Genomic DNA, 19,930 nt, shown 5'->3' on the forward strand with positions numbered 1-19,930 from the left:
ACGGCCGAAGCGGACGTCGATCGTCAGGCCCGGGGGAGCCGCAGGACCAGCCGTGTCTGCGGGCCGTCTCCGACGCTGAGGTCGCCGCCGTGGTCGCGGGCGATGTCCCGGGCGATGGGCAGCCCGAGCCCGGTCCCTCCGGCGTCGCGCGAGCGGGTGCGGTCAAGCCGGGTGAACCGTTCGAACACCCGCTCCCGCATCTCCGGTGGAATCCCCGGACCGTCGTCCACGACCTCCAGTACGGCCTCATCGCCGTGGCCCCGTACGACCACCCGCACCATCGAGTCGCCGTACCGGTCGGCGTTGGACAGCAGGTTGGTGAACAGGCGGGCCAGCCGCAGCCGGTTGCCCTGCACGTACACGCCGGGCTCGACGTCCAGCGTCAGTGAGAGCCGGCAGGGCCGTCGCCCGCTCTCGTCCTCGACCAGCCGTCCCAGGTCGAAGCGTTCCTGCGAGACGGGCGCCCCCGCGTCGAGCCGGGCCATGAGCAGCAGGTCCTGCACGATGTCGGCCAACCGCTGCACGTCGTCCAGGGCCGCCCGCCAGTCGGCCTCGGTACGCTCCTCCATTCCCGCCTCCAGGCGCACCATCAGACCGCTGATCGGGGTGCGCAGCTCGTGGGAGGCGTCGGAGACGAAGCGGCGCTGCCGTTCGACGGCGTTCTCCAGCCGGTTCAGCGTCTCGTTGGCCGTGGCGGCCAGCTCGGCCACCTCGTCCCCGGTGGGCGGAACCTCGACACGTCCGCTGAGGTCCTCGGCGCTGAACCGTTCCAGGGCTTGCCTGATCCGTTCGACGGGTGCCAGGACGCGGCCGACGCCGTACCAGGCGCCCCACCCCATCAGGGCCAGGAGCAGCGCGGACGAGCCGAACAGGAGGGCGGGCAGGAGGGGCGAGTTCACCATGAACGGTTCTTCCATGGCGGCGTAGGCCACGACCGGGCCGTACACGGTGGAGCGGTTGCTGGTGCCCACGATCACCATGCAACGTGACCCCGCGCACACCCGGTCGTCGACCCGCGAGTCGCCTCCGGTCGGCCTGGCCCGAGTCAGTGGCGGACGGCCCTCCAGCCTGCGGGAGGAGACCAGGACGCGGCCCTGGTCGTCCACGATCTGCAGGAGCCGGACGTCGCCCTGCGGTGGAATCGGCCCGGGGAACCGCCGGTCGTCGATCATGGTGGTGAGGTGGCGGCTGGCGGCGGCGGCCTGGTCGGTGAGCTGGGCCCGCACCCGCGCCGGGTAGGTGACCGAGATCGTCGCCGCTCCACCGAGGATGACCAGGCCGAACGCGACCACCGTCGTGATCGTCATCCGGGCTCTGATGGAGTGAGCGCGCGCCATGTGTCCGACTGTGCCAGGACCACCACAAACACCAGGTCAAATGCCCTCGTACGAATCGCCGCCGGTCTGCGCGGCCTGGCGGTCAACGGGACGGTGCCGGTCGTCGGCCTCGGTCCGTTGTTCATCGTGACCGAGGACCGCAACGGCCCCATGGCCACTATGGTCGCTTCATCGACATGCCACATGATGCGCCGGGGTTTCGCCGTTGAATGGCTGATATCTCAGCTCATGATGGGATGGATGACGTTTCGGGCTGTCAGTTCTTGAAGCCGGGAATCGCCGCTGGTGGAAGGATTTTCGGTGATCGGCAGGCTGCAGTGCGTGGTTCTGGACTGTCCGGACGTTCTGGAACTCGCGCGGTTCTACCGGTCGCTGCTGGGCGGCGTGGTCAACCGGCCTGACCCCCGGTGGGCGGTCGACGACGACTTCTCGACCCTGCACACCGGCTCCGGTCTTGTGCTCGCGTTCCAGCGGGTGGAGGACCACCGGCCGCCCCGATGGCCTGACAGCGCGCACCCGCAACAGTTCCACCTGGACATCGACGTCCCCGACCTCGACCGGGCCCAGGACGAGGTCCTCAGCCTCGGCGCCACCCTGCTCCACACGGACCCCCGAGGCTGGAGGATCTTCGCAGACCCGGCGGGCCATCCGTTCTGTTTGCTCAGGGGGTGAGGGAGGGACTGCTGATGAACCATCCCCGCGTGCGCGGGGAGCACGACCCGGCGATGACGAACTGGATGAACGACCTGGGACCATCCCCGCGCGGGGATGGTCCCAATCGCAGAGTACTTGTCCGCCGAAGCCACCAGTGCTCCCCGCGCACGCGGGGAATGGCCCCCGTAGGGCTGGTGGGTGGCCAATGCGTACTGTGCGCTCCGCATGTGGGGATGGGGTCGTAGGGTCGGGGGATGTTGGTTTGGGTTAATGGGCCTTTTGGGGGCGGGAAGACACAGACGGCGCATGAGCTTCGGCGGCGGTTGCCGGGCAGTGTGATCTGTGATCCGGAGCATGTCGGGTTCGGTTTGCACCGGATGCTGCCGCCGGAGTTGCGGGGTGACTTCCAGGATCTGCCCGCCTGGCGGCGCGGGGTTCACGAGATGCTTGAGCTGGTCCTCGGCAAGCACGACGGGCCGGTGATCGTGCCGATGACGGTCGTGGAGCCGGAGTACTTCAGGGAGATCGTCGGCCGGTTGCGGGATAACGGCCATGACGTACGGCACTTCGCGTTGCTGGCCGACCGGGCGACCGTGTTGCGGCGGTTGCGTGAGCGCGGCTTCGGCCAGGTCGTGCGGTTCTTCGCGGGGCGCAAGGTCGCCCTGAGGAGGGAGAGTTTCGCCGTGGCCAAGCTCGACCGGTGCCTGGAGCGGTTGCGCGGTGAGGAGTTCGCCGAGCACATCTGGACCGACCACATCACCGTCGCCCAGGTCGCCGACCGGATCGCCGCCTCGACCGGCCTGAAGCTCGCCCCGAACACCGACGGCCGACTACGGGGACGTGTCCGCCGGGCGGCGACGGGCCTCAGGCACATTCGTTTCGACTGAGCGTTCGCCTCGCCTGGGTACGCGAGCAGACCGTCTCCCAGGCGCGGTCGTTTCGACCGGGCCTTTCGCGGACGAGATGAATTCGTGGCCTTATCGGTGCGCCGATGTGGCAGGTGGAAAATCCCTCACGGGAAACCGGAAATCGCCTTCGGGAAATAGAGTGATTTCCATGGAGGACGAAAAGGCGTACACGGAACGGCACGCTCTGTCGTTCGGGGGTGTCGCCCAGGTTTACGACGACGCTCGGCCGGATTATCCGGACGAGCTTTTCGAGTACATCGCGGGAAGGCTCCCCGGGCCGAAGGTGCTCGAAGTCGGGGCGGGCACGGGGAAGGCCACGGTGGGGCTCGTCGACCAGGGGCTCACGGTGACGGCCGTGGAGCCCGATCCCCGGATGGCGGCCATCCTGCCGAGCCGCGCCGGGGGACAGGTCGGGGTCGAGGTGGCGACCTTCGAGTCGTTCGTGGCGGCCGGGCCGTACGACGGGCTGGTCAGCGCGCAGGCCTGGCACTGGACCGACCCGGAGACCCGGATGGACCGGGCCGCCGCCCTGCTGCGGCCCGGCGGGTTCCTGGGGCTGGTCTGGAACTGCGGCCCGCTCAGGCAGGAGGAGGTCGTCGCCGCGATCCGCGCGATCTACGACGACTTCGGGCTGTCCGACCTTGAGCGGCCCGCCGAGCCGATCACCGGGGCCGAGGCCGAGGTGATCCAGGATCCGGAGACCTGGCCGGGCGACGAACTGGACGCGCATCCCGGGTTCGAATATCTCGGCAGCGTCCTTTTTCCGTGGCAGGAGACGCTCAGGGCCGCGGAATTCGGCGCCTACCTGCGTTCGACGTCCTATTTCCAGACACTTGGGCCGGAGAGAGGCGAGTCCCTGATCGGGAGAATAACCACGGTGATTCACCGGGATTTCGACGACCTGGTGACCGTCGACTGGACCACACAGTGTTATGAGGCCGTGAGGCTGGGCTGAACCAGGGCTCCGGACTCCATCGCGACCCAGATCGCGCCGTCGGGCCCGACCGTGAGCCCGTGGGGTTCGGCGCCCTCCAGGGGATACTCCTCGATCCGGCCCTCGACGGTGACGCGGCCCAGCTTGCCCGCGCCCCACTCGGTGAACCAGAGGGCGCCGTCCTGGCCGGTCACGATGGCGTGCGGCCTGGCGGCGCGGTCGGGCAGCGGGAACTCGCTGATCGCGCCGGAGGTGTCGATCCTGCCCACCTGACCCGCGCCGATCTCCACGAACCACAGCGCCTCGTCCGGTCCGGCGCAGATGCCCACCGGGGCGGCGCCCGGTGTGGGCAGCGCGTACCGCGTCACCTCGCCGTCGACGGTGACGCGGCCGATCGCGTCGCCCTGGTTGAGGGTGAACCAGAGCGCGCCGTCGGGTCCCGCCGTGATCGCCGACGGCATCGCGCCCTCGGTCGGCAGCCGGTGGAGGGTGATGTCACCCGACGTGGTGATACGTCCGATCCGGTCGCCCTGGAGCTGGGTGAACCACATGGCCCCGTCGGGGCCCGCGGCGATGCCGTACGGCGACTGCACGTCGAAGGCGGTGACCGTGCCGTCCAGGGTGATCCGCCCGATCCGGCCACCGGCGAACTCCGTGTACCACAGCGCCCCGTCGTGCCCCGCGGTGATCACCGTGGGCTGACCGTCGGCGGGATCGAGCTGGAAGATCGTGGGTTCCTCGCCCGGCACGACCCGCCCGATCCGCCCCTGATGGACGAGCGTGAACCACAGCGCGCCGTCGGAACCGGTGACGACGCCGTAAGGTGAACCATTGATCAACATATGTCGCCCCCTGAGACTTCGATCTCCGTGCCGGTGAAACGGCGCCGCAGCGCCCGGTCGTGCGTGACCACCACGAGTGCGCCGCCGTAGCCGTCGAGCGCCTCTTCGAGCTCCTCGACCAGAGTGAGCGAGAGGTGGTTGGTGGGTTCGTCGAGCAGCAGCAGGTCGTGCTCGCCCGCCAGCAGTACGGCCAGCGCCAGCCGTCGTCGCTGTCCCACCGACAGGGCGCCGACCTTGAGTTCGAGCGCCTCCGGAGGGAACAGGCCGGTCGCCAGCAGCGCCTCCTCCTCTCCGCCGTAGGTCTCGATGACCGTCCTGTCCGGATCGAACGTCACCTCCTGCGGGAGGTAGCCGGTCCGTGCGCCCGCCTCGGCCGCGATCGCGGCGAGCAGCGTCGACTTGCCCGCGCCGTTGGGCCCGTGGATGAGCAGCCGGTCGCCCGCCGCGATCCGCAACCGGTCGAGGCGCACGAGCGTGCCCGTACGCCTACCGGCGGGCGTGAACGTGCCGTGGAAGCGCAGTGGCCTGGGCGGGCGTGGGACCGGGTTCTCCTCCAGGCGGCGCAGGCGCTCCTGGGCCTGCCGTACGCGTGAGGCCACCGAGCTCTGCACGCGCCCGGCGTTGCGGTCGTAGGCCATCTTGTTGTTGTCCTTCATGGCCCGGCCGACGGCGACGCGGTGCGCGGTGGTCGTGGCGAACTCCTTGACCTGCCGGATCTCCTCCCGCCAGTCGGCGTGGGCCTGTTCCCGGCGCAGCCTGGCCGCCGCCTTCTCGGCGAGGAACCCGCTGTAACCGCCGCCGAACCTGGTCGTCGTGCCGTCCTCGACTTCGAGGATCGCCGTCGCCACCCGGTCAAGGAAGGTCCGGTCGTGTGAGACCGTCACCACGGTGCCCCTGTGCTCGCGCAGCCGGTCCTCCAGCCAGGTCACCGCCGCCTCGTCGAGGTGGTTGGTCGGCTCGTCGAGCAGCAGGATCTCCGGCGAGGCCGCCAGCACGCACGCCAGCCCCAGCCGCGCCTGCTCGCCGCCGGACAGGCTCGACAGCACGCGTGAGCGCTCGATCCGTGACAGACCCAGCCCGTGCGTCGCCTTGTCCACCCGGGCGTCGGCCTCGTAGCCGTCTCTGGCCTCGAACGCGGTGAGCAGCTCGCCGTACCTGTCCATGTCCTGTGCCTCGGCGGCCTCCTGGATGCCGCGTTCGAGTGCGCGCAGCTCGGCCAGGGCGGCGTCGATCGCCTGCTGGACGGTGTGGTCACCCGGCAGGCCGAGGGTCTGGCTCAGATAGCCGACGCCACCCGCCGCCGAGACCGTCACCTCGCCGTCGTCCGGCGTCTCCGTCCCGGCGATGATCCGGAGCAGCGTGGATTTGCCGGAACCGTTCTCGCCCACGATCCCCGCGCGTTCGCCGGGGCGGACGCTGAGGGTGACCTGGTTGAGGACCCGGCGTTCGCCGTAGGACTTCGAGACTCCTTTGAGGGAGAGCTGTGTGGTCAGTGAAGAACTCCAATCGCAACTCGTGTTGCTTTAGGCTAGCAGGGTCAAGGCGCCTAATGCAACTGGAGTAGACTTTGGAGCAGCGTCCCGGTGGTCGCAGCGCTCGTGTGCGCGACGCCGTACGGCAGGCGACCCTCGCCGAACTGGCCGAACATGGTTACGGCGGACTGACGGTGGAGAACGTGGCGATCCGCTCAGGTGTCCACAAGACGACCGTGTACCGCCGCTGGGGGAGCGTGGAGGGGCTGATCGCGGACGCGCTGGAGCTCGCGCGTGAGGAGCCGTGGCCGATGCCCGACACCGGCTCCTTCCAGGAGGACCTGCGGGAGATCGTCCGGCTGGTGCAGAGCGGGTTCGCCGACCCCGTCGCCGGCCCGGTCTCCGCCGCGTTCGTGACGGCCGCCGTGCAGAACGGCGACGCCGCGCGATCCCTGCACGACTTCTTCACGGCCCGCCACGAGCAGGCGGCCGAGGTGGTACGGCGGGCCGTCGAACGGGGCGAGGTGCCCGCGGGCACGGACGGCGCCGACGTGATCAGGACGGCCGTCGCCCCGGTCTACTACCGGCTGTTCGTCACCCACGAGCCGGTCACCGAACACGACGCGGTACGAGCGGCCGACGCCGCTGCCGCCGCCGCCCGCGCGGGTGTCTTCTCGGCACTCCAGCCGTAGACCCTGACCACGGCCCGCGAACGGCCCGCCGTCGGCGACGGCCGGTCCGGGCACGGATCGACGTGGGTCTCCCGCGCTTTCTGGGAGAGACGTGCGCCAGGCCCCCGGGTTTCCCGAGCCCCGGGGGCCACTCGCATCCAGGGATGCCCTTACCCGGCGGCTCCCAACAGCACTGCCGATCCCTGGCTCCCGAACCTCGTGTGGTGGGTGGGGGAAGATGCCGTTTCCGCCCTCCCACCGACCGAGGAGACCCCGCTGAGACGGGGGACGCCGTTGCCCGTCCCGGGAGGCACCGCAGTCCTTTCCGTACTCCACGAGGTGGGAGGGCGTCATGGACAACTCTGTGCCGACGGCGGACGCCGAACAATCCGGGACGACATCCGTAGGGGTACGTGGTTTTTGCCCGTCGTACCCACGGACCCCACTGACCCCACGACCCCGTGGCTCCCGGCCCACGGTCTCCGGTCCACGACCCGACCCCACGGTCGCCCGGCCTACGATCCCGGGCCTCCGGCCCCACGACCCCCGTGAAGAAGGGTCAGTCGTCGAGTAGGTCGGTTCTGGATTGTTTGCCGAGTTTCTTGAGGGTCCTGGCGACGTGTTGTTCGACCGTACGGGGAGACAGGAACAGCGCCTGGGCGATCTCGCGGTTGGTCCGGCCCTTCGCCAGCAGTCTGGCCACGTCCTGTTCGCGGGGGGACAGCACGTCGCCGTACCCCCGGCGGCCCCGTTTGGACGGTTTGACCGTGCCATGACTGCGCAGGCGGTACCTGCACCGGTCGGCGTCGCGGGGCGCGCCCATCGCGGCGAAGTCGTCGGCCAGCGCGGACAGCTCCTCGGTCGCCCGCGCCGCCTCGGCGCCGCCCCGGTCCATCCGGCACAGCGCGGCCTGTTCGGCGGCCAGCGCCGCGTAGTACGGCGCGGGCAGCGCGCGGTAGAGGTCCCTGGCCCGTTCGTAACCGTCGAGGGCCAGGGCCGGGTCGCCGGAGGCCCGGGCCAGCCAGGCCCCGGCCATCTCCAGCGCGGCGGCGGCCATCGGGGTGTCCTTGCCCTTGATGTTGCGTTCCAGTTCCCGGGTGAGCTGCCTGGCGTCGTCCGTCCTGCCGACCTCGACGAGTACGGCGACCGCGACGGGGACGAGTTCCCCGGTCCAGGACCAGACGCCCTTCGCGCGCGCGACGGCCAGGCCGCGTTCGATCTCGGCCAGGGCGAGCGCGTTCTGCCCCTGGGCGAGTCTGAGCCTGGCCAGGCCGGCGAAGCCGCCGATGGCGATCGGGGTGATGGCGTCGTGCGGGGCGGCGACACCGGTCACGGCCAGGCGTTCCTCCGCCTCCTCCCAGTCGCCGCGGACGATCGCCAGCGAGCCGAGGACGAGGGAGAGTTCACTGGCGACGGGGAACAGGTCGTGGTACTCGTCGAGCAGGTCGGTCGCGCGTTCGGCCAGGCCGTTCCACTCGCCGAGGAACCAGGAGAGCCTGGCCTGGGAGGCGCGGGCGGTGCTGACGACGAACGGCGCCCCGGAGTCGATGGCCAGCCGCAGGCCCGTCTCCAGCAGGGTCCTGGCCTGGTCGTGGTGGCCGACGCAGGTGCAGGCGTCGGCCATGTTGCAGTGCACGCGGGCGAGGTGCCGCTGTTCGCCGGTGGTCAGCGGGGCGGGGGGCGACAGGAACGCCAGCTCCCGCAGGACGCTCGGGTCGCCGGTCTGTATCAGCGACGACAGGTGGTTGGCCAGCAGGGACAGGCGCACCTCGCCCTCAGAGGCCCTGATCAGCTCGCGCAGCCGTTCCCGCCACAGCAGGACCTGTGCCACCGGAGCCGTGCCGTAGAAGGGCTGCGCCAGGACGGAGACCCCTCTGGCGAGCAGGTGGGGGCGTTCGCCGAGTTCGTCGAGGGCCGTCTCGATCACGGCGCGGCCCGCTTCGAGACCGCCGATCTGCCGCACCAGGAGCATGCCGAGGAAGAGCCGCACCTCGCCCCTGGCGGCGGTCGAGAGCCGGGGGTCGCTCAGCAGCCGTTCCAGGGTGGCCACCGGGTCGTACTGGTCGAGGCCGGTGTGCGCGACCTGGCCGAGCTTGACCGCCAGCCGGTCGACGTCGCGGGCGGGCAGCCCCGGGTATCCCAGCAGGCGCTGGAGCAGGCCGGTGGCCGCCGAGACGTCGCCGACCTGCGCGGCCAGGTCGGCGGCCCGCTCGCCGTAGCGCAGCGCGAGCGCGGCGTCCCCGGCGTGGTGGCTGTGTTCCGCCATCCGCACCACGGGCCTGGGGACGCGGTGTTCGAGCGCCCGCAGCGCGCGGGCGTGCAACCGCTGCCTGTCGTAGCCGGGCAGCGTGTCGTAGACGGCCTGCCGGGCCAGCGAGTGGCGGTAGCCGTAGGAGCGCTCGTCGATCTCGTACAGCACGCCGTTGCCGAGCGCGGAGGCCAGAGCCTCGTGGCAACGCCGTTCGGTCAGCCCGGCGACCTCGCTCAGCAGCCCGGCGTCGACGGGCGTCTCCAGTACGGCCGCCGCCTGCGCGAGCCGTACGGCGGGCAGGGGCATGCCGGTGAGGCGTTCGGCCATGGCCTCCCGCAGCAGCACCGGGACCTCGACGTTCTCCAGCAGTTGCCGGGTCGCCCGGCCGCCCTCGGCCGAGTCGCGCAGGGCGAGCAGGGTCTCCTCGACGACGAAGGGGATGCCGGCCGTGCGTTCGTACAGTTTTCCGGCGAACCGGGTGGAGATGGTCCTGCCGAGGAGGGCGGCGGCCAGGACGCGCACCTGGGCGCGGTCGAGGGGGCGCAGGTTCACCAGGATGCTCGCCGCGCCGGGCGGGGGACGGTAGGCGCTGCCCAGCGGCACCCCGCCGGGCACGTCCTCGCGCCGGTAGGTGACCACGATCGACAGGTTGCGCGGCAGGTCGGCCATCAGGAAGCGGAGCAGGTGCCGTGAGCCGTCGTCGGCCCACTGGAGGTCCTCGACGACGAGCAGCGCGGGCCCGACGCCGGAGAGCAGTTCCCTGACGGCGCGGAACAGCCGGTGGCGTTCCGACCGCGGGTCGCCGGTCGGCTCCGGCGCCTCGGGCAGGTAGGCCGACAGTTCGGGCAGCAGCGCGCGCAGCACGCCGGTGACCGGGTTGAGCCGGTTGCGGGCCAGGGAGGGCGGGACGGGCGGGTGGGCGAGACCGCCGAGCGCCTCGATGACCGCGCCGTAGAGGAACGGCTCCCGCAGCGACTGACAGCGGCCGAGCATGATGCGCAGGTTCCGCAGCGGGGGACGGCCGAGCAGCTCTCTCAGCAGCCTGCTCTTGCCGACTCCGGCCTCGCCCTCGATCATGGCCACCGCGGGCTGTTCGGAGAGCGTCGCGGTCAGTGACTCCAGCTCGGTCTCACGTCCCACGAGGACGGGTGACGCCGTTCGCGCCGGACCGTACGCCTCGTGCCTTGGAGCCGTGGCCATCGCATGCCCCTGTCCGCATCGCCGTGCAGCACCACGTGGAGTGAAAGCGTAAGTGAACTCATAGTGGTTGTGAACACCAGTTTTTCGGTGGATTACGTAGCTCTACGGAGGTTCCTACGGATTGCGTTGTGTTGGCCCCAGGGAGATGGTGCTTCGGTACGGCTGTTGGGCATCCCCTGACGTTCGGACGGGGGGTATGACGAGGAGACGATGAGGACGCGAAATGTCCATGACGGCGCATCGGCAATCTCGTCCGTGCGTGTTCCTTGAGGGTGAGTGCCGGGAGAGGACCCCGGGGCGGTGGGCGACCTGCTGGGCCAGGTGCTGGGCCGCGCGGTGGGACGCGAGCTGGGACGCCCGGTGGGGTACGGTCCGCCCGGTCGGCCTGCGCGCGTTCGCGGCCACGCCCTCCTCGGTTCCCGACGCCCGTGCGTGGGTGCGTGAGCTGCTTGAGGATCTTGACGGCGTGTCCTGCGCCGACCTCCTCGACGACGTGTTGCTGCTGCTGAGCGAGGTGGTCACCAACGCCGTCGTGCACTCCGACTCGGCACGTCACGAGGAGGGGCTGGTGACGGTGCGTGTCGGCGTGGGCAACGGCATGGTCCACGTCGAGGTGCTCGACGCCGGGTCGGCGACGGGTGGCCCCGCCGTACGGGAGGCGACGGCGGACGGCCTCGGCGGCCGGGGGTTGTTCCTGGTGGACCTGCTGTCGGCCGACTGGGGCTCGCACTGCGGCGACATGGGCGGCGCCGTGTGGTTCAGGGTCGGCACCACTCACTCCCCAAGCAACACCCTGACGGGCTGACCATTTCATTTCGGGCATGCGTTCTGCGGAACAAGCGTGTCCTGCGGGGGATTGTTCATATCCCTGCCCTGGCCCTGGCCCGTCCAGTAAATTCCCAGTTCCGCCTTCGGCGTGCCGTCTCCGGTCCGGATGACGAGGAAGTCCGAGCGGTAGTCCTGGCCGTCGAGTGTCCGGCCGTGCACCTTCAACTGCCAGGCCTCGCCGTATCCGTCAGTCGCGGGAAGGTGGACGGCCCGCTTCACGACCGGCCTGTTCCCGGGTAACAGGCAGCGCCGCAGAGCGTCCTCCAGGAGGGTGTCGCACGTCTGGTCGCTACGCGCGAACCGGGCGCAGAAGTCCGTCATCCCGCTTTTCTCGACCCCGGCGACGGTTTCCCGGAACACCGATTCCGCCATGTCCCGGGTGAACGCGGAGGGCGTCACACGATTGTCCGGCTCGGAGGCGCAACCTGTCGCCGTCAGTACGACGGCGACGCCGACAACGGCTGCTCGACGTGCTGTGGGAATCATCTCGTTCCTTTTCCGTCGACTTCATGGCCGGTCCCGTCTCGGAAAACGCACGCCGCCCGGTCAGACGCCGAGTTCGTCGCAGAGGTCGGCGTAGCGGTCCAGGTGGTCGGGGTTGCTTCGGTAGGTGCCGAGGCCGATCGTGTCGAACTCGTCCATCGGGGGTGACGCCTGGACGCCGAGCAGGGCGAGGGCGTCGTTGATCGAGGCCTGGTCGGTCGTCAGCCGTCGCTCACCGGCGAACGCGACGGCCCACTGGTCGCCGAAGCCGGCGAAGTACTCGGTCTGGATGATCGCGAACCGTGGCTCCTCGGCGCCGGTCACCTCGCGGACGAGGTCGCACAGCACCGTCTCGCCGGGGAAGGTGGCGGGGAGGCCCTCGGGCAGGTCGAGTCGTGTGTCACGGTCCCGGGTCGCGGCCCAGTAGGCCGAGAAGTAGTGGTCGATCGGGAGGACGCTGACGCCGTCGCGCACGAGTTCGGCGCGCAGCCCCACCGAACGGGCTCGGTCGGCGTCGATCCGCCCGGCCACGACGAGAGCGCAGATATGGTGTCCCACGCCCGAATCCTACTGTCCGGTTACATGCCCTTTCGGGGGGTAACCGGTGTTGAACGACAATGTTGGACGTTCCGAAATGGCCCGCTGAGCTGCGGATATAGGGCGGGAAAAGCCTAATGTCATGAGATCGATATCACGTTGACATTGCCCTGAAATATCAGCTCCATCACTGTGCGTCGTCCGAACTTGTTCCGGGGTGCCGTTTACCCGGAATGTTGCGCCAACGGATGTAATCGCTGCTCGGGGAGGCGGTGCCATGCCGAGGCCTACGGCACTGGTCGTGCGCCGCGCGCTCAGTGAACCACTGCTGTTGTTCGCGGCTTTCGGGGCGATCCTGCTCGCCACGACCACACTGGTCGGGCTGAGCGTCTACGCCACCTCGGTGGTCGACGCGGGTGTCCGCCGTACGCTGGAGACCGTTCCCATCGAGGTCTCCGGCGCCATGGTCAACGCGCCGGTGCACGAGGGCACCTTCGAGGCGACGGACAAGGCCCTGCGCGCGCAGGTCGCCGAGACCTACGCGGGCCTGCCCGTCGTGGTGACGGTGCACGGTCAGTCGGACTCCTACGCCATGCCCGGACAGGAGCGCAGGTCCAAGCCGGAGCTGCTGAGGTTCGGCACCCAGCAGGGTCTCGCGGAGCACGCCCGGCTCGTCAAGGGCGCCTGGCCGAAGACCGGGACCGAGGTCGTCGAGGCCGCGATCACCGGCGTCGTCGCGCGGGACACCGGAATGGCCGTCGGGGACTCCTTCACGGTCGAGGGACGACTCGACAAGTCGAAGGTCCGCGTCAGGATCGTCGGTGTCTTCGAACTGAAGGACTCCCACTCGGGCCGCTGGACGGGCCAGCCGTTGCTCACCCGGGGCATCGAGGTCGGCGGCTACGTCACCCACGGACCGCTCATGGTGTCCGAGGGGGTGTTCCTCGACCGGTTCGCCGCGGGCACCTCGGTCTCCTGGCTGGCCGTTCCCGACCTGCGCTCCCTGCCGAGGGAGGGGCTGCGTCCCCTGGCCGCCGAGGTCGGCGCCATGCAGGGGGTGCTCAAGCGAAGGCCGGGCTGTGAGGGCTGCACACTCGCCACCCGCCTGCCGGAGCGGCTGAACCAGCTCGCGACCGCGACCCTGGTCGCCCGCTCGACCATGCTCGTGCCGGTGCTGCAGCTGCTGTTGCTGGCCGCCTACGCGCTGACGCTGACGGCCCGGCTGCTGGCCGACCACCGGCGCACGGAGACCGCGCTGCTGCGTTCCCGGGGCGGCGGTGCCGTACGGCTGGCGCTGCTCGCGGCGGGGGAGGCGCTGCTGGTCGCGCTGCCGTGCGCCGCGCTCGCCCCACCGCTGGCCCTGCCGCTGCTCAGGGCGGTCAACGCCATCCCCTGGGCGGGGGCGTCGGGCACGTCGGTCGCGGTCGACGTCGGGCCGTCCGGTTACCTCACCGCCTACGTGGTCTCGGTCGCGGTGGCGCTCGGCTGCGCCGTACTGATGACGCTGCCCGCGCTCAGCGGCTCCCGCCGCACCTATGTGGCCGAGCAGACGGCGCGTGGGCGCGGCCAGCGGTACGGCCCGCTCCAGCGGGCGGGTGCGGACGTGGTGCTGCTCGTCGTCGCGGCGCTCGCGGTGTGGCAGCTGCAGCACTACGGAGCCCCGGTCACCGCGACCGCCGGGGGCGAACTGGGCATCGACCCGCTGATCGTGGCCGGTCCCGCCGTCGCCCTGCTCTGCGGTGGCGTGATCGGGCTGCGCGTCGTGCCGCCCGTCTCCAAAATCGCGGAACGGCTCGCCGCCCGCCGCGTCGACCTGGCGCCCGCGCTCGGCGCCTGGCAGGTCAGCCGCCGTCCGGGACGCTACTCGGGGCCCGCGCTGCTGCTGACCATGGCCGTCGCGATCGGTGTGGTCAGCATGGCGACCACCGCCACCTGGCGCGGCTCCCAGGAGGACCAGGCCAGGCACCAGGCCGGGGCCGACCTGCGGGTGGCCGCGCCGCCGGAGAACGCCGAACTGGGACCGCTCGGCAGGGCGGCGGCCTACACGTCGCTGCCCGGCGTGACCTCGCTCAGCCCGGTCTACCAGAGCGGCGGCGAACTGGCGGGTGAGGAGACGACCCTGCTGGCCGTCGACGGGAGCGAGCTGCCCGGCATGCTCAAGCTCCGTCCCGACCTGTCGAAGGAGACGATCGGCACGCTCGCCCGCGGGCTCACCGCGGCCCGCCCGAAGCTGCCCGGCCTGGCGATCCCCGGACGCCCCGACCGGCTGCTCGTGCGGACCCGCCTCACCGTCCAGGACCCCGCGAAGTCCGAGGACTACGCCAACACGGGGCTGATGCTGACGCTCGCCGACGGCGCGGGCACGAGGTATCCCGTCCGCTTCTTCCCCGGCCTCGGGGAGCGGGAGACGGCACTCGACCTGACGCCGCTGCGCGGGCGGAGCGGGCGGCTGACCTACCCGCTGACCGTCGCCGCGATCGTCGTCGACGTGCCGCTGCCGATCGAGGGGGCCGGATTCGAGGCGGCCGTGCTCGGCGTCAGGACGGGAGACGGCGCCCAGATCACCGTGCCGGAGGGGACGCGGCTGGTCCACGGGCTCTCGGCCACGACCGCCAAGGAGCGTGGCTTCGAGACCGGGGAGGGGCTGTTCACCGCCTCGTTCGAGGCACCGCCGCGCCGCGAACCGTTCGACGCGCTCGCCCCGCAGCGGGTCACGGTCACCCCCGTGGCGAAGGAGGTGCGGGAGGAGACGGTGTTCTTCAGCGAGGGAACCCCGCAGGGCGACCATCTCGGCCCGCTGCCGATCGTCCTCACCGCCGACCTGGCCGCCAAACTCCGCCTGACCACGGGCGCCACGGCCAAGGTCACCTTCGACCGGCACACCACCGTGATCAAGGTCGCCGGGATCGTGGAGGGGGTGCCGGGGACGACGTCCGGTGTGCCCGCCGTACTGCTGGACTGGCAGACGATGCAGGCGTGGGACATGCTCGGCCATCGCAACCCGCGCATGCCGACCGAGTGGTGGCTGAGCACGGACGGGGCCGAGACCACCGGGGCGGCCGCCGAACTCAGCCGCCACCCCGGCTGGGAGACGACCGTGGTCGACCTGTCCTCGCTGGCCGACGGCCTCAGGGACGACCCGCTCGCCGGCGGGCTCAGGGGGGCGCTGACGCTCGGCTTCCTGGCCGCGCTCTCCTTCGCCGTCCTCGGCTTCGTCGTCAACGCCGCCGTCGCGGCCAGGGAGCGAACGTCCGAGTTCGCCATCCTGGGCGCCCTCGGCGTCGGCTTCCGGCAGGTGTTCACGATGCTCGCGGTCGAACAGGCCTTCCTGATCGGCCTGTCCCTGGCGGCCGGGACCGGGGTCGCCGTGGTCGTCGCGTCGCTGGTCGTGCCGTACATCGTGCTGACGGGCCAGGCCACGGCCGTGACCCCGAGGGTGCTGCTGGACATCCCGTGGCCGGCCACGCTGGGGCTGCTGGTCACGGTCGCCGTGCTGCTGTTCGCGATCGTCGCCGTGCTGGCCCGTGCGCTGCGGCGCCGGGGCATGGGCGGCGCCCTGCGGATCGGGGAGGACCGATGAACCCCTGGACACAGGTACGGGTCAACCGGGGCGTCGCCGCCGTGCTCGGCCTGCTGGTGCTCAGCGCCTGCCTGCTGGTCGCCGCCGTGCCCAAGGTCACCCAGACCGCCTACGACGAGGCACTGCGTGACGCCATGGCCAAGAGCGAGCCGAAGCGTACGGACCTGACGGTGGTCAGCAGGCGCAACGGTCCCCCGCAGGAGCCGCTCACCCCGGCCGTGCTGCTGGACGCGGACCGGAGGTTCAGGGCGGAACTGCCCTCCGCACTCCGCCGGGCCGTGGCGGCGCAGGGCGCCGGGAGCAGCCACCACATGGTGCGCAAGAGCGAGAACCCCGTGTTCGCCGTGGACGGCGAGGTGCGCTCCTACCAGTACCTGAACCTGGGCTGGGTCTCCGGCACCGAGCGGTATGTCCGCTATGTCGAGGGCCGTCCGCCGGGAGAGCCGAAGAAGCTGGACGACGGACCGCTGTTCGAGGTGGCGCTGGCGAAGCAGGCCTCCGAGGAGATGCGGATGCCCGTCGGCTCGACGGTGCAGCTCGGCGGTCTGCAGAAGCTGTCGGCCACGGTCACCGGACTGTTCGAGCCGATCGAGCCGGACAGCGGCTACTGGCGGCACAACGAGGCCTTCCGCCGGGTCATGAAGATCCGCAAGCCCGGGGCCGACACCGACGACTGGTACGCCACCGGGCTGGTCGCCGGAACCGCCCTGCCCGAGCTGGGCGCGATGTACCCCAACGTCACCTACCAGTGGGTGATCGGCGTCAACGGCCCCGCGGTCACGACCCTGCGGGCACCCGAACTCGCCGAGGCGGTGCGCGCCTTCCGGGGGGCCGTCCCGGTCGTGCTCGACGGCACCTCGCCCGGCTCCCTCGACACCGGGCTCGACTTCCTGCTCGACGAGCACTTGAGCCGGATGCGCGTGGCGGAGTCGCTGCTGCTGTTCGTCATCGGGGGCCTGCTCACCGTGTCGCTCGGTGTGATCGCGCTGGTCGTACGGCTGCTGGCCGAACGCATGCGCCACAGCCTGGTCCTCATCCGGGCCAGGGGAGCCTCCCTGCCCGGGATCGCCGCGACGACCGCCGCGACGGTCGCGGCGGTCGCGGTGCCCGCCGGGGTGGTGGGCTACGCCCTGTCCTACGCGCTGCCCGGCCCGCTCACCCTCTTCGTGCACCTCGGCCCGCTCGTCGTCGTGGCCGTCACCGCGCTGCTGGCCGCCGGGCAGGCCCTGGACCACCGGTGGCCGCGCGCCGACCGGCGTGACGACGTCGCGACCTCCCGCCCCTCGCCCCGGCGGATCACCGCCGAGGCCGCGCTCGTCGTGCTCGCCCTCGCCGGGACCTACCTGCTGCGTCAGCGCGGACTCACCACCCAGACGGGCGAACGGGGCTCCGACCCCTTCCTGATCCTGGTGCCCGCCGGGCTGACCGTGGCCGTCGCGCTGGTCGTGCTGCGCTGCTACCCCTACCCGCTGCGCCTGGCCGTACGGCTGGCCGCCAGGCTGCGGCCCGCGGTGCCGTTCCTCGGCCTGACCCTCGCGGCCAGGGCCAGGCCCGCCGCCACGCTGTCGGTGCTGATCCTGCTGCCCGCGCTGGCGGTCGCGGTGTTCGGCACCGTGATCTCCGGCGGGCTGGCCACGACACAGCAGGCCTCGGGGTGGCAGCAGGTCGGCGCCCGCGCCCGGCTGGACAGCGCCCTGCCCCTCACCCCGGAGGCGGTCGAGCGGATCAGGCAGGTCCCCGGGGTCAGGAACGTCGTCCCCGCGACGCGGAGCACCGCCATGGTCAGACCCGACATGCAGCAGGTCATCGTGCTCGGCGTCGACACGCGCGCCTACCGGGCTCTGCTGTCCGGCAGCCCTCTGGTCCTGCCGGACGCGCCGGTGCTGGTCTCGCCCGACCTCGCAGGCCGGGGGCCGATCGAACTGGTCGCCAAGACCTCGCGCGCGCTGACCCCCGGCGGCGTCGCCGTCGGCCTGCCCCGCATGTACGGCGGCGGCCCCCTGGTCGTGGCCCCGCCGGACGGCTCCCCGGTCAACACGGTGTTCATCGACGGCGCCGGCATGGACGCCAAACAGCTGAGGGCCGCGGCCGGCATGCCGGACGTGCAGGTGACGAGCCTCGACGACGTCCTCGCCGACATCGTGGGGGCGCCGTTCACCGCGACGATCGAACGGGCCTTCACCGTCGTCACGATCGCCCTGGTCTGCTACGCGCTGGCCGCGGTGCTCGTCGCCCTGGTGACCGGCGGCGCCGACCGCACCGGCACCCTGTCCCACCTGCGGGCCCTGGGACTGTCGACGGCCCAGGCCCGCCGGCTGACCGTGCTTGAGATCGCCCCGATGATCGTGCTGACCGCGCTGGCCGGGATGCTGCTCGGTCTCGCGCTGCCCGCCGTACTGGGGCCGGGGATCGACCTGCGGGCCTACACCGGGGGTCTCGCGGTCGAGGTCTATCCCGCCGACCTGACCACACCGGTCCTGTTGGCCGCGGGCCTGGCGGCGGCGGCCGTCCTCGGGGCCTTCGTGTACGCGACGCTCGGGCGCGCGGTCGCCCCGCGCCTGAGAGAGGGAGAGTGACGGTGAGCGGACTGGCGGACACCTCGCTGGCGGAGCTTGAGGCCGAGGCCGTACGGCACGGCCCCGCCTTCGGGGAGGGCGCGCACATCCTGTGCGACAACCTGGTGCGCATCTACAAGACCGAGGGCGTCGAGGTGGTCGCCCTGCAGGGTCTCGACCTGCTGATCGAGAAGGGTGAGCTGGTCGCGATCGTCGGAGCCTCGGGCTCGGGCAAGTCCACGCTGCTCAACGTGCTGTCCGGGCTCGACGTGCCGACCGCCGGAGTGGCCAGGGTCGCCGGGGTCGACCTGCTGGCGATGACGGCGCGCGACCGGCTGAGGTACCGGCGCCAGGTGGTCGGCTTCATCTGGCAGCAGACCGCCCGCAACCTCCTGCCCTACCTGAGCGCCGCGGAGAACGTCGAACTGCCGACGCGCCTGGCGGGCAGACGGCGGCGCGACCGGGCCACGGAACTGCTCGACCTGCTGGGCGTGGGGTACTGCGCCAAACGCAGACCGGCGGAGATGTCCGGCGGCGAACAGCAGCGGGTGGCCATCGCGGTCGCCCTGGCCAACTCCCCGCAGGTCATCCTGGCCGACGAGCCGACCGGAGAACTGGACAGCGAGAGCTCGGAGGCGGTGTTCGCCGCGCTGCGCGGGGCCAACCGCGAACTCGGCGTCACCACGGTGATCGTCACCCACGACGCCATGGTCTCCGGGCAGGTGGACCGGACCGTCGGCATCAGGGACGGGCGGACCAGCAGCGAGACGCTCCGCCGCGCCTCCTCGGACGGGCTGGTCGTGGCGGAGGAGTACGCCGTGCTCGACCGCGTCGGCCGCCTGCAGCTGCCCAGGGACTTCACGAGCGAGCTGAACATGGAACGCCGCGTCCGCCTGCGGCTGGAGAGCGACCACATCGGCGTCTGGCCTGAGGAGGTCGCCGACGGTCCGGGCAGGAAGGCCGGTGAGATGGAGGACGAGGATGGGGACTGAGGAGTCGCTGGTCGCCGTCGAGGGGCTGCGCAGGGTCTACCGGAGTGGCCCCAAGGAGGTCGTCGCCCTGCGCGAGGTGTCCTTCGAGGCGGCCCCCGGGGAGCTGGTCGCGGTCAGGGGGCGTTCCGGGTCGGGCAAGACGACCCTGCTCAACCTGGTCGGCGGTCTGGACCGGCCGGACGCGGGCCGGGTGACGGTCGCCGGGCACGAGGTGACCGCGCTGCCCGAGGAGGGGCTGCTGGCCCTGCGCAGGGACGTGGTCGGCTTCGTCTTCCAGTCGTTCGGGCTGATCCCGGTGCTGTCGGCGGCCGAGAACGTCGGGGTGCCGATGCGGCTCAGCCGTACACCGACGGCCGCGCGTGAGGACCGGGTGCGGGTGCTGCTCTCCCTCGTCGGGCTGGCCGAGCACGCCGACCAGCGGCCCTACGAGCTGTCCGGAGGCCAGCGGCAGCGGGTGGCCGTCGCGCGGGCGCTGGCCAACCGTCCCCGGCTGCTGATCGCCGACGAGCCGACCGGCCAGCTCGACTCGCAGACCGGCCGCCAGATCATGCGGCTGATCCGCGCCCTGGTCCGCAGCGAGGGCGTCACGGCGCTGGTCGCCACGCACGACCCCGCCCTGATCACGCTGGCCGACCGGGTCCTCGAACTCCGTGACGGGGTGCTGGCCCCGGCCTGAGCCGGGGACG

General features: G+C 71.5%; 15 protein-coding genes. 9 read left to right on the forward strand and 6 right to left on the reverse strand.

Annotated elements, in window-relative coordinates; all coding sequences use genetic code 11:
• Nucleotides 1-23 precede the first annotated feature (23 nt).
• Complete coding sequence (locus tag ABZ470_RS11835) at nucleotides 24-1,307, reverse strand: HAMP domain-containing sensor histidine kinase (RefSeq protein WP_362911303.1); 1,284 nt, start codon at nucleotides 1,305-1,307, stop codon at nucleotides 24-26.
• A gap of 330 nt (nucleotides 1,308-1,637) precedes the next feature.
• Between ABZ470_RS11835 and ABZ470_RS11840 the strand changes: the two genes are divergently transcribed.
• The 3 genes from ABZ470_RS11840 to ABZ470_RS11850 all read left to right on the forward strand — a co-directional run bounded on the left by ABZ470_RS11840 (nucleotide 1,638) and on the right by ABZ470_RS11850 (nucleotide 3,854).
• A complete protein-coding gene (locus ABZ470_RS11840) occupies nucleotides 1,638-2,009 on the forward strand; it encodes a VOC family protein (RefSeq protein ID WP_362911304.1) in 372 nt (123 codons plus the stop codon).
• Between the two features lie 236 nt (nucleotides 2,010-2,245).
• The gene (locus tag ABZ470_RS11845) at nucleotides 2,246-2,878 is read left to right on the forward strand and encodes an AAA family ATPase (RefSeq protein WP_362911305.1); all 633 of its coding nucleotides are present in this window, start codon (nucleotides 2,246-2,248) and stop codon (nucleotides 2,876-2,878) included.
• A gap of 169 nt (nucleotides 2,879-3,047) precedes the next feature.
• Entirely contained in the window at nucleotides 3,048-3,854 is an 807-nt protein-coding gene (locus ABZ470_RS11850) for a class I SAM-dependent methyltransferase (RefSeq protein WP_362911306.1), read from the forward strand.
• Here ABZ470_RS11850 and ABZ470_RS11855 read toward each other — a convergent pair.
• Both ABZ470_RS11855 and abc-f read right to left on the reverse strand, forming a co-directional pair.
• Complete coding sequence (locus ABZ470_RS11855; protein ID WP_362911307.1) at nucleotides 3,830-4,675, reverse strand: virginiamycin B lyase; 846 nt, start codon at nucleotides 4,673-4,675, stop codon at nucleotides 3,830-3,832. The genes ABZ470_RS11850 and ABZ470_RS11855 overlap by 25 nt on opposite strands.
• Nucleotides 4,669-6,168, reverse strand: a complete 1,500-nt coding sequence (gene abc-f, locus ABZ470_RS11860) for a ribosomal protection-like ABC-F family protein (protein WP_362911406.1) — start codon at nucleotides 6,166-6,168, stop codon at nucleotides 4,669-4,671. Before abc-f ends, ABZ470_RS11855 begins: the two co-directional genes overlap by 7 nt.
• A gap of 74 nt (nucleotides 6,169-6,242) precedes the next feature.
• On the opposite strand from abc-f, the gene ABZ470_RS11865 reads away from it, so the two are divergent.
• On the forward strand, nucleotides 6,243-6,839 hold the full coding sequence (locus ABZ470_RS11865) for a TetR/AcrR family transcriptional regulator (RefSeq protein WP_362911308.1): 597 nt from the start codon (nucleotides 6,243-6,245) through the stop codon (nucleotides 6,837-6,839).
• 538 nt (nucleotides 6,840-7,377) lie between these two features.
• Here the strand turns inward: ABZ470_RS11865 and ABZ470_RS11870 are convergent.
• The gene (locus tag ABZ470_RS11870) at nucleotides 7,378-10,269 is read right to left on the reverse strand and encodes an AAA family ATPase (RefSeq protein ID WP_362911309.1); all 2,892 of its coding nucleotides are present in this window, start codon (nucleotides 10,267-10,269) and stop codon (nucleotides 7,378-7,380) included.
• Between the two features lie 259 nt (nucleotides 10,270-10,528).
• Here ABZ470_RS11870 and ABZ470_RS11875 point away from each other — a divergent pair, with 259 nt between their 5' ends.
• Nucleotides 10,529-11,074, forward strand: a complete 546-nt coding sequence (locus ABZ470_RS11875) for an ATP-binding protein (protein WP_362911310.1) — start codon at nucleotides 10,529-10,531, stop codon at nucleotides 11,072-11,074.
• A 5-nt stretch (nucleotides 11,075-11,079) separates the two neighbouring features.
• On the opposite strand, the gene ABZ470_RS11880 is transcribed toward ABZ470_RS11875, so the two are convergent.
• On the reverse strand, nucleotides 11,080-11,583 hold the full coding sequence (locus ABZ470_RS11880) for a hypothetical protein (protein WP_362911311.1): 504 nt from the start codon (nucleotides 11,581-11,583) through the stop codon (nucleotides 11,080-11,082).
• Between the two features lie 60 nt (nucleotides 11,584-11,643).
• Entirely contained in the window at nucleotides 11,644-12,138 is a 495-nt protein-coding gene (locus ABZ470_RS11885) for a hypothetical protein (protein WP_362911312.1), read from the reverse strand.
• Nucleotides 12,139-12,394: 256 nt separating this feature from the next.
• On the opposite strand from ABZ470_RS11885, the gene ABZ470_RS11890 reads away from it, so the two are divergent.
• The 4 genes from ABZ470_RS11890 to ABZ470_RS11905 are packed head-to-tail and all read left to right on the forward strand — an operon-like array spanning nucleotide 12,395 to nucleotide 19,920.
• A complete protein-coding gene (locus ABZ470_RS11890; protein ID WP_362911313.1) occupies nucleotides 12,395-15,697 on the forward strand; it encodes an ABC transporter permease in 3,303 nt (1,100 codons plus the stop codon).
• On the forward strand, nucleotides 15,694-18,273 hold the full coding sequence (locus ABZ470_RS11895; RefSeq protein WP_362911314.1) for an FtsX-like permease family protein: 2,580 nt from the start codon (nucleotides 15,694-15,696) through the stop codon (nucleotides 18,271-18,273). Before ABZ470_RS11890 ends, ABZ470_RS11895 begins: the two co-directional genes overlap by 4 nt.
• A 2-nt stretch (nucleotides 18,274-18,275) precedes the next feature.
• Entirely contained in the window at nucleotides 18,276-19,244 is a 969-nt protein-coding gene (locus ABZ470_RS11900; protein ID WP_362911315.1) for an ABC transporter ATP-binding protein, read from the forward strand.
• Nucleotides 19,234-19,920 carry an ABC transporter ATP-binding protein gene (locus tag ABZ470_RS11905; RefSeq protein ID WP_352015817.1) on the forward strand — a complete coding sequence of 229 codons (687 nt, stop codon included), beginning with the start codon at nucleotides 19,234-19,236 and terminating at the stop codon, nucleotides 19,918-19,920. Before ABZ470_RS11900 ends, ABZ470_RS11905 begins: the two co-directional genes overlap by 11 nt.
• Nucleotides 19,921-19,930: the final 10 nt, after the last annotated feature.

Source organism: Streptosporangium sp. NPDC020072, assembly GCF_040631445.1.
Classification (GTDB): Bacteria; Actinomycetota; Actinomycetes; order Streptosporangiales; family Streptosporangiaceae; genus Streptosporangium.

Coding starts and splice junctions, on each gene's coding strand:
- ABZ470_RS11835 (WP_362911303.1), bottom strand. CDS start 1,307: ATGACGATCACGACGGTGGTCGCGTTCGGCCTGGTCATCCTCGGTGGA.
- ABZ470_RS11845 (WP_362911305.1), top strand. CDS start 2,246: ATGTTGGTTTGGGTTAATGGGCCTTTTGGGGGCGGGAAGACACAGACG.
- ABZ470_RS11850 (WP_362911306.1), top strand. CDS start 3,048: ATGGAGGACGAAAAGGCGTACACGGAACGGCACGCTCTGTCGTTCGGG.
- ABZ470_RS11855 (WP_362911307.1), bottom strand. CDS start 4,675: ATGTTGATCAATGGTTCACCTTACGGCGTCGTCACCGGTTCCGACGGC.
- ABZ470_RS11870 (WP_362911309.1), bottom strand. CDS start 10,269: ATGGCCACGGCTCCAAGGCACGAGGCGTACGGTCCGGCGCGAACGGCG.
- ABZ470_RS11880 (WP_362911311.1), bottom strand. CDS start 11,583: ATGATTCCCACAGCACGTCGAGCAGCCGTTGTCGGCGTCGCCGTCGTA.
- ABZ470_RS11890 (WP_362911313.1), top strand. CDS start 12,395: ATGCCGAGGCCTACGGCACTGGTCGTGCGCCGCGCGCTCAGTGAACCA.
- ABZ470_RS11895 (WP_362911314.1), top strand. CDS start 15,694: ATGAACCCCTGGACACAGGTACGGGTCAACCGGGGCGTCGCCGCCGTG.
- ABZ470_RS11905 (WP_352015817.1), top strand. CDS start 19,234: ATGGGGACTGAGGAGTCGCTGGTCGCCGTCGAGGGGCTGCGCAGGGTC.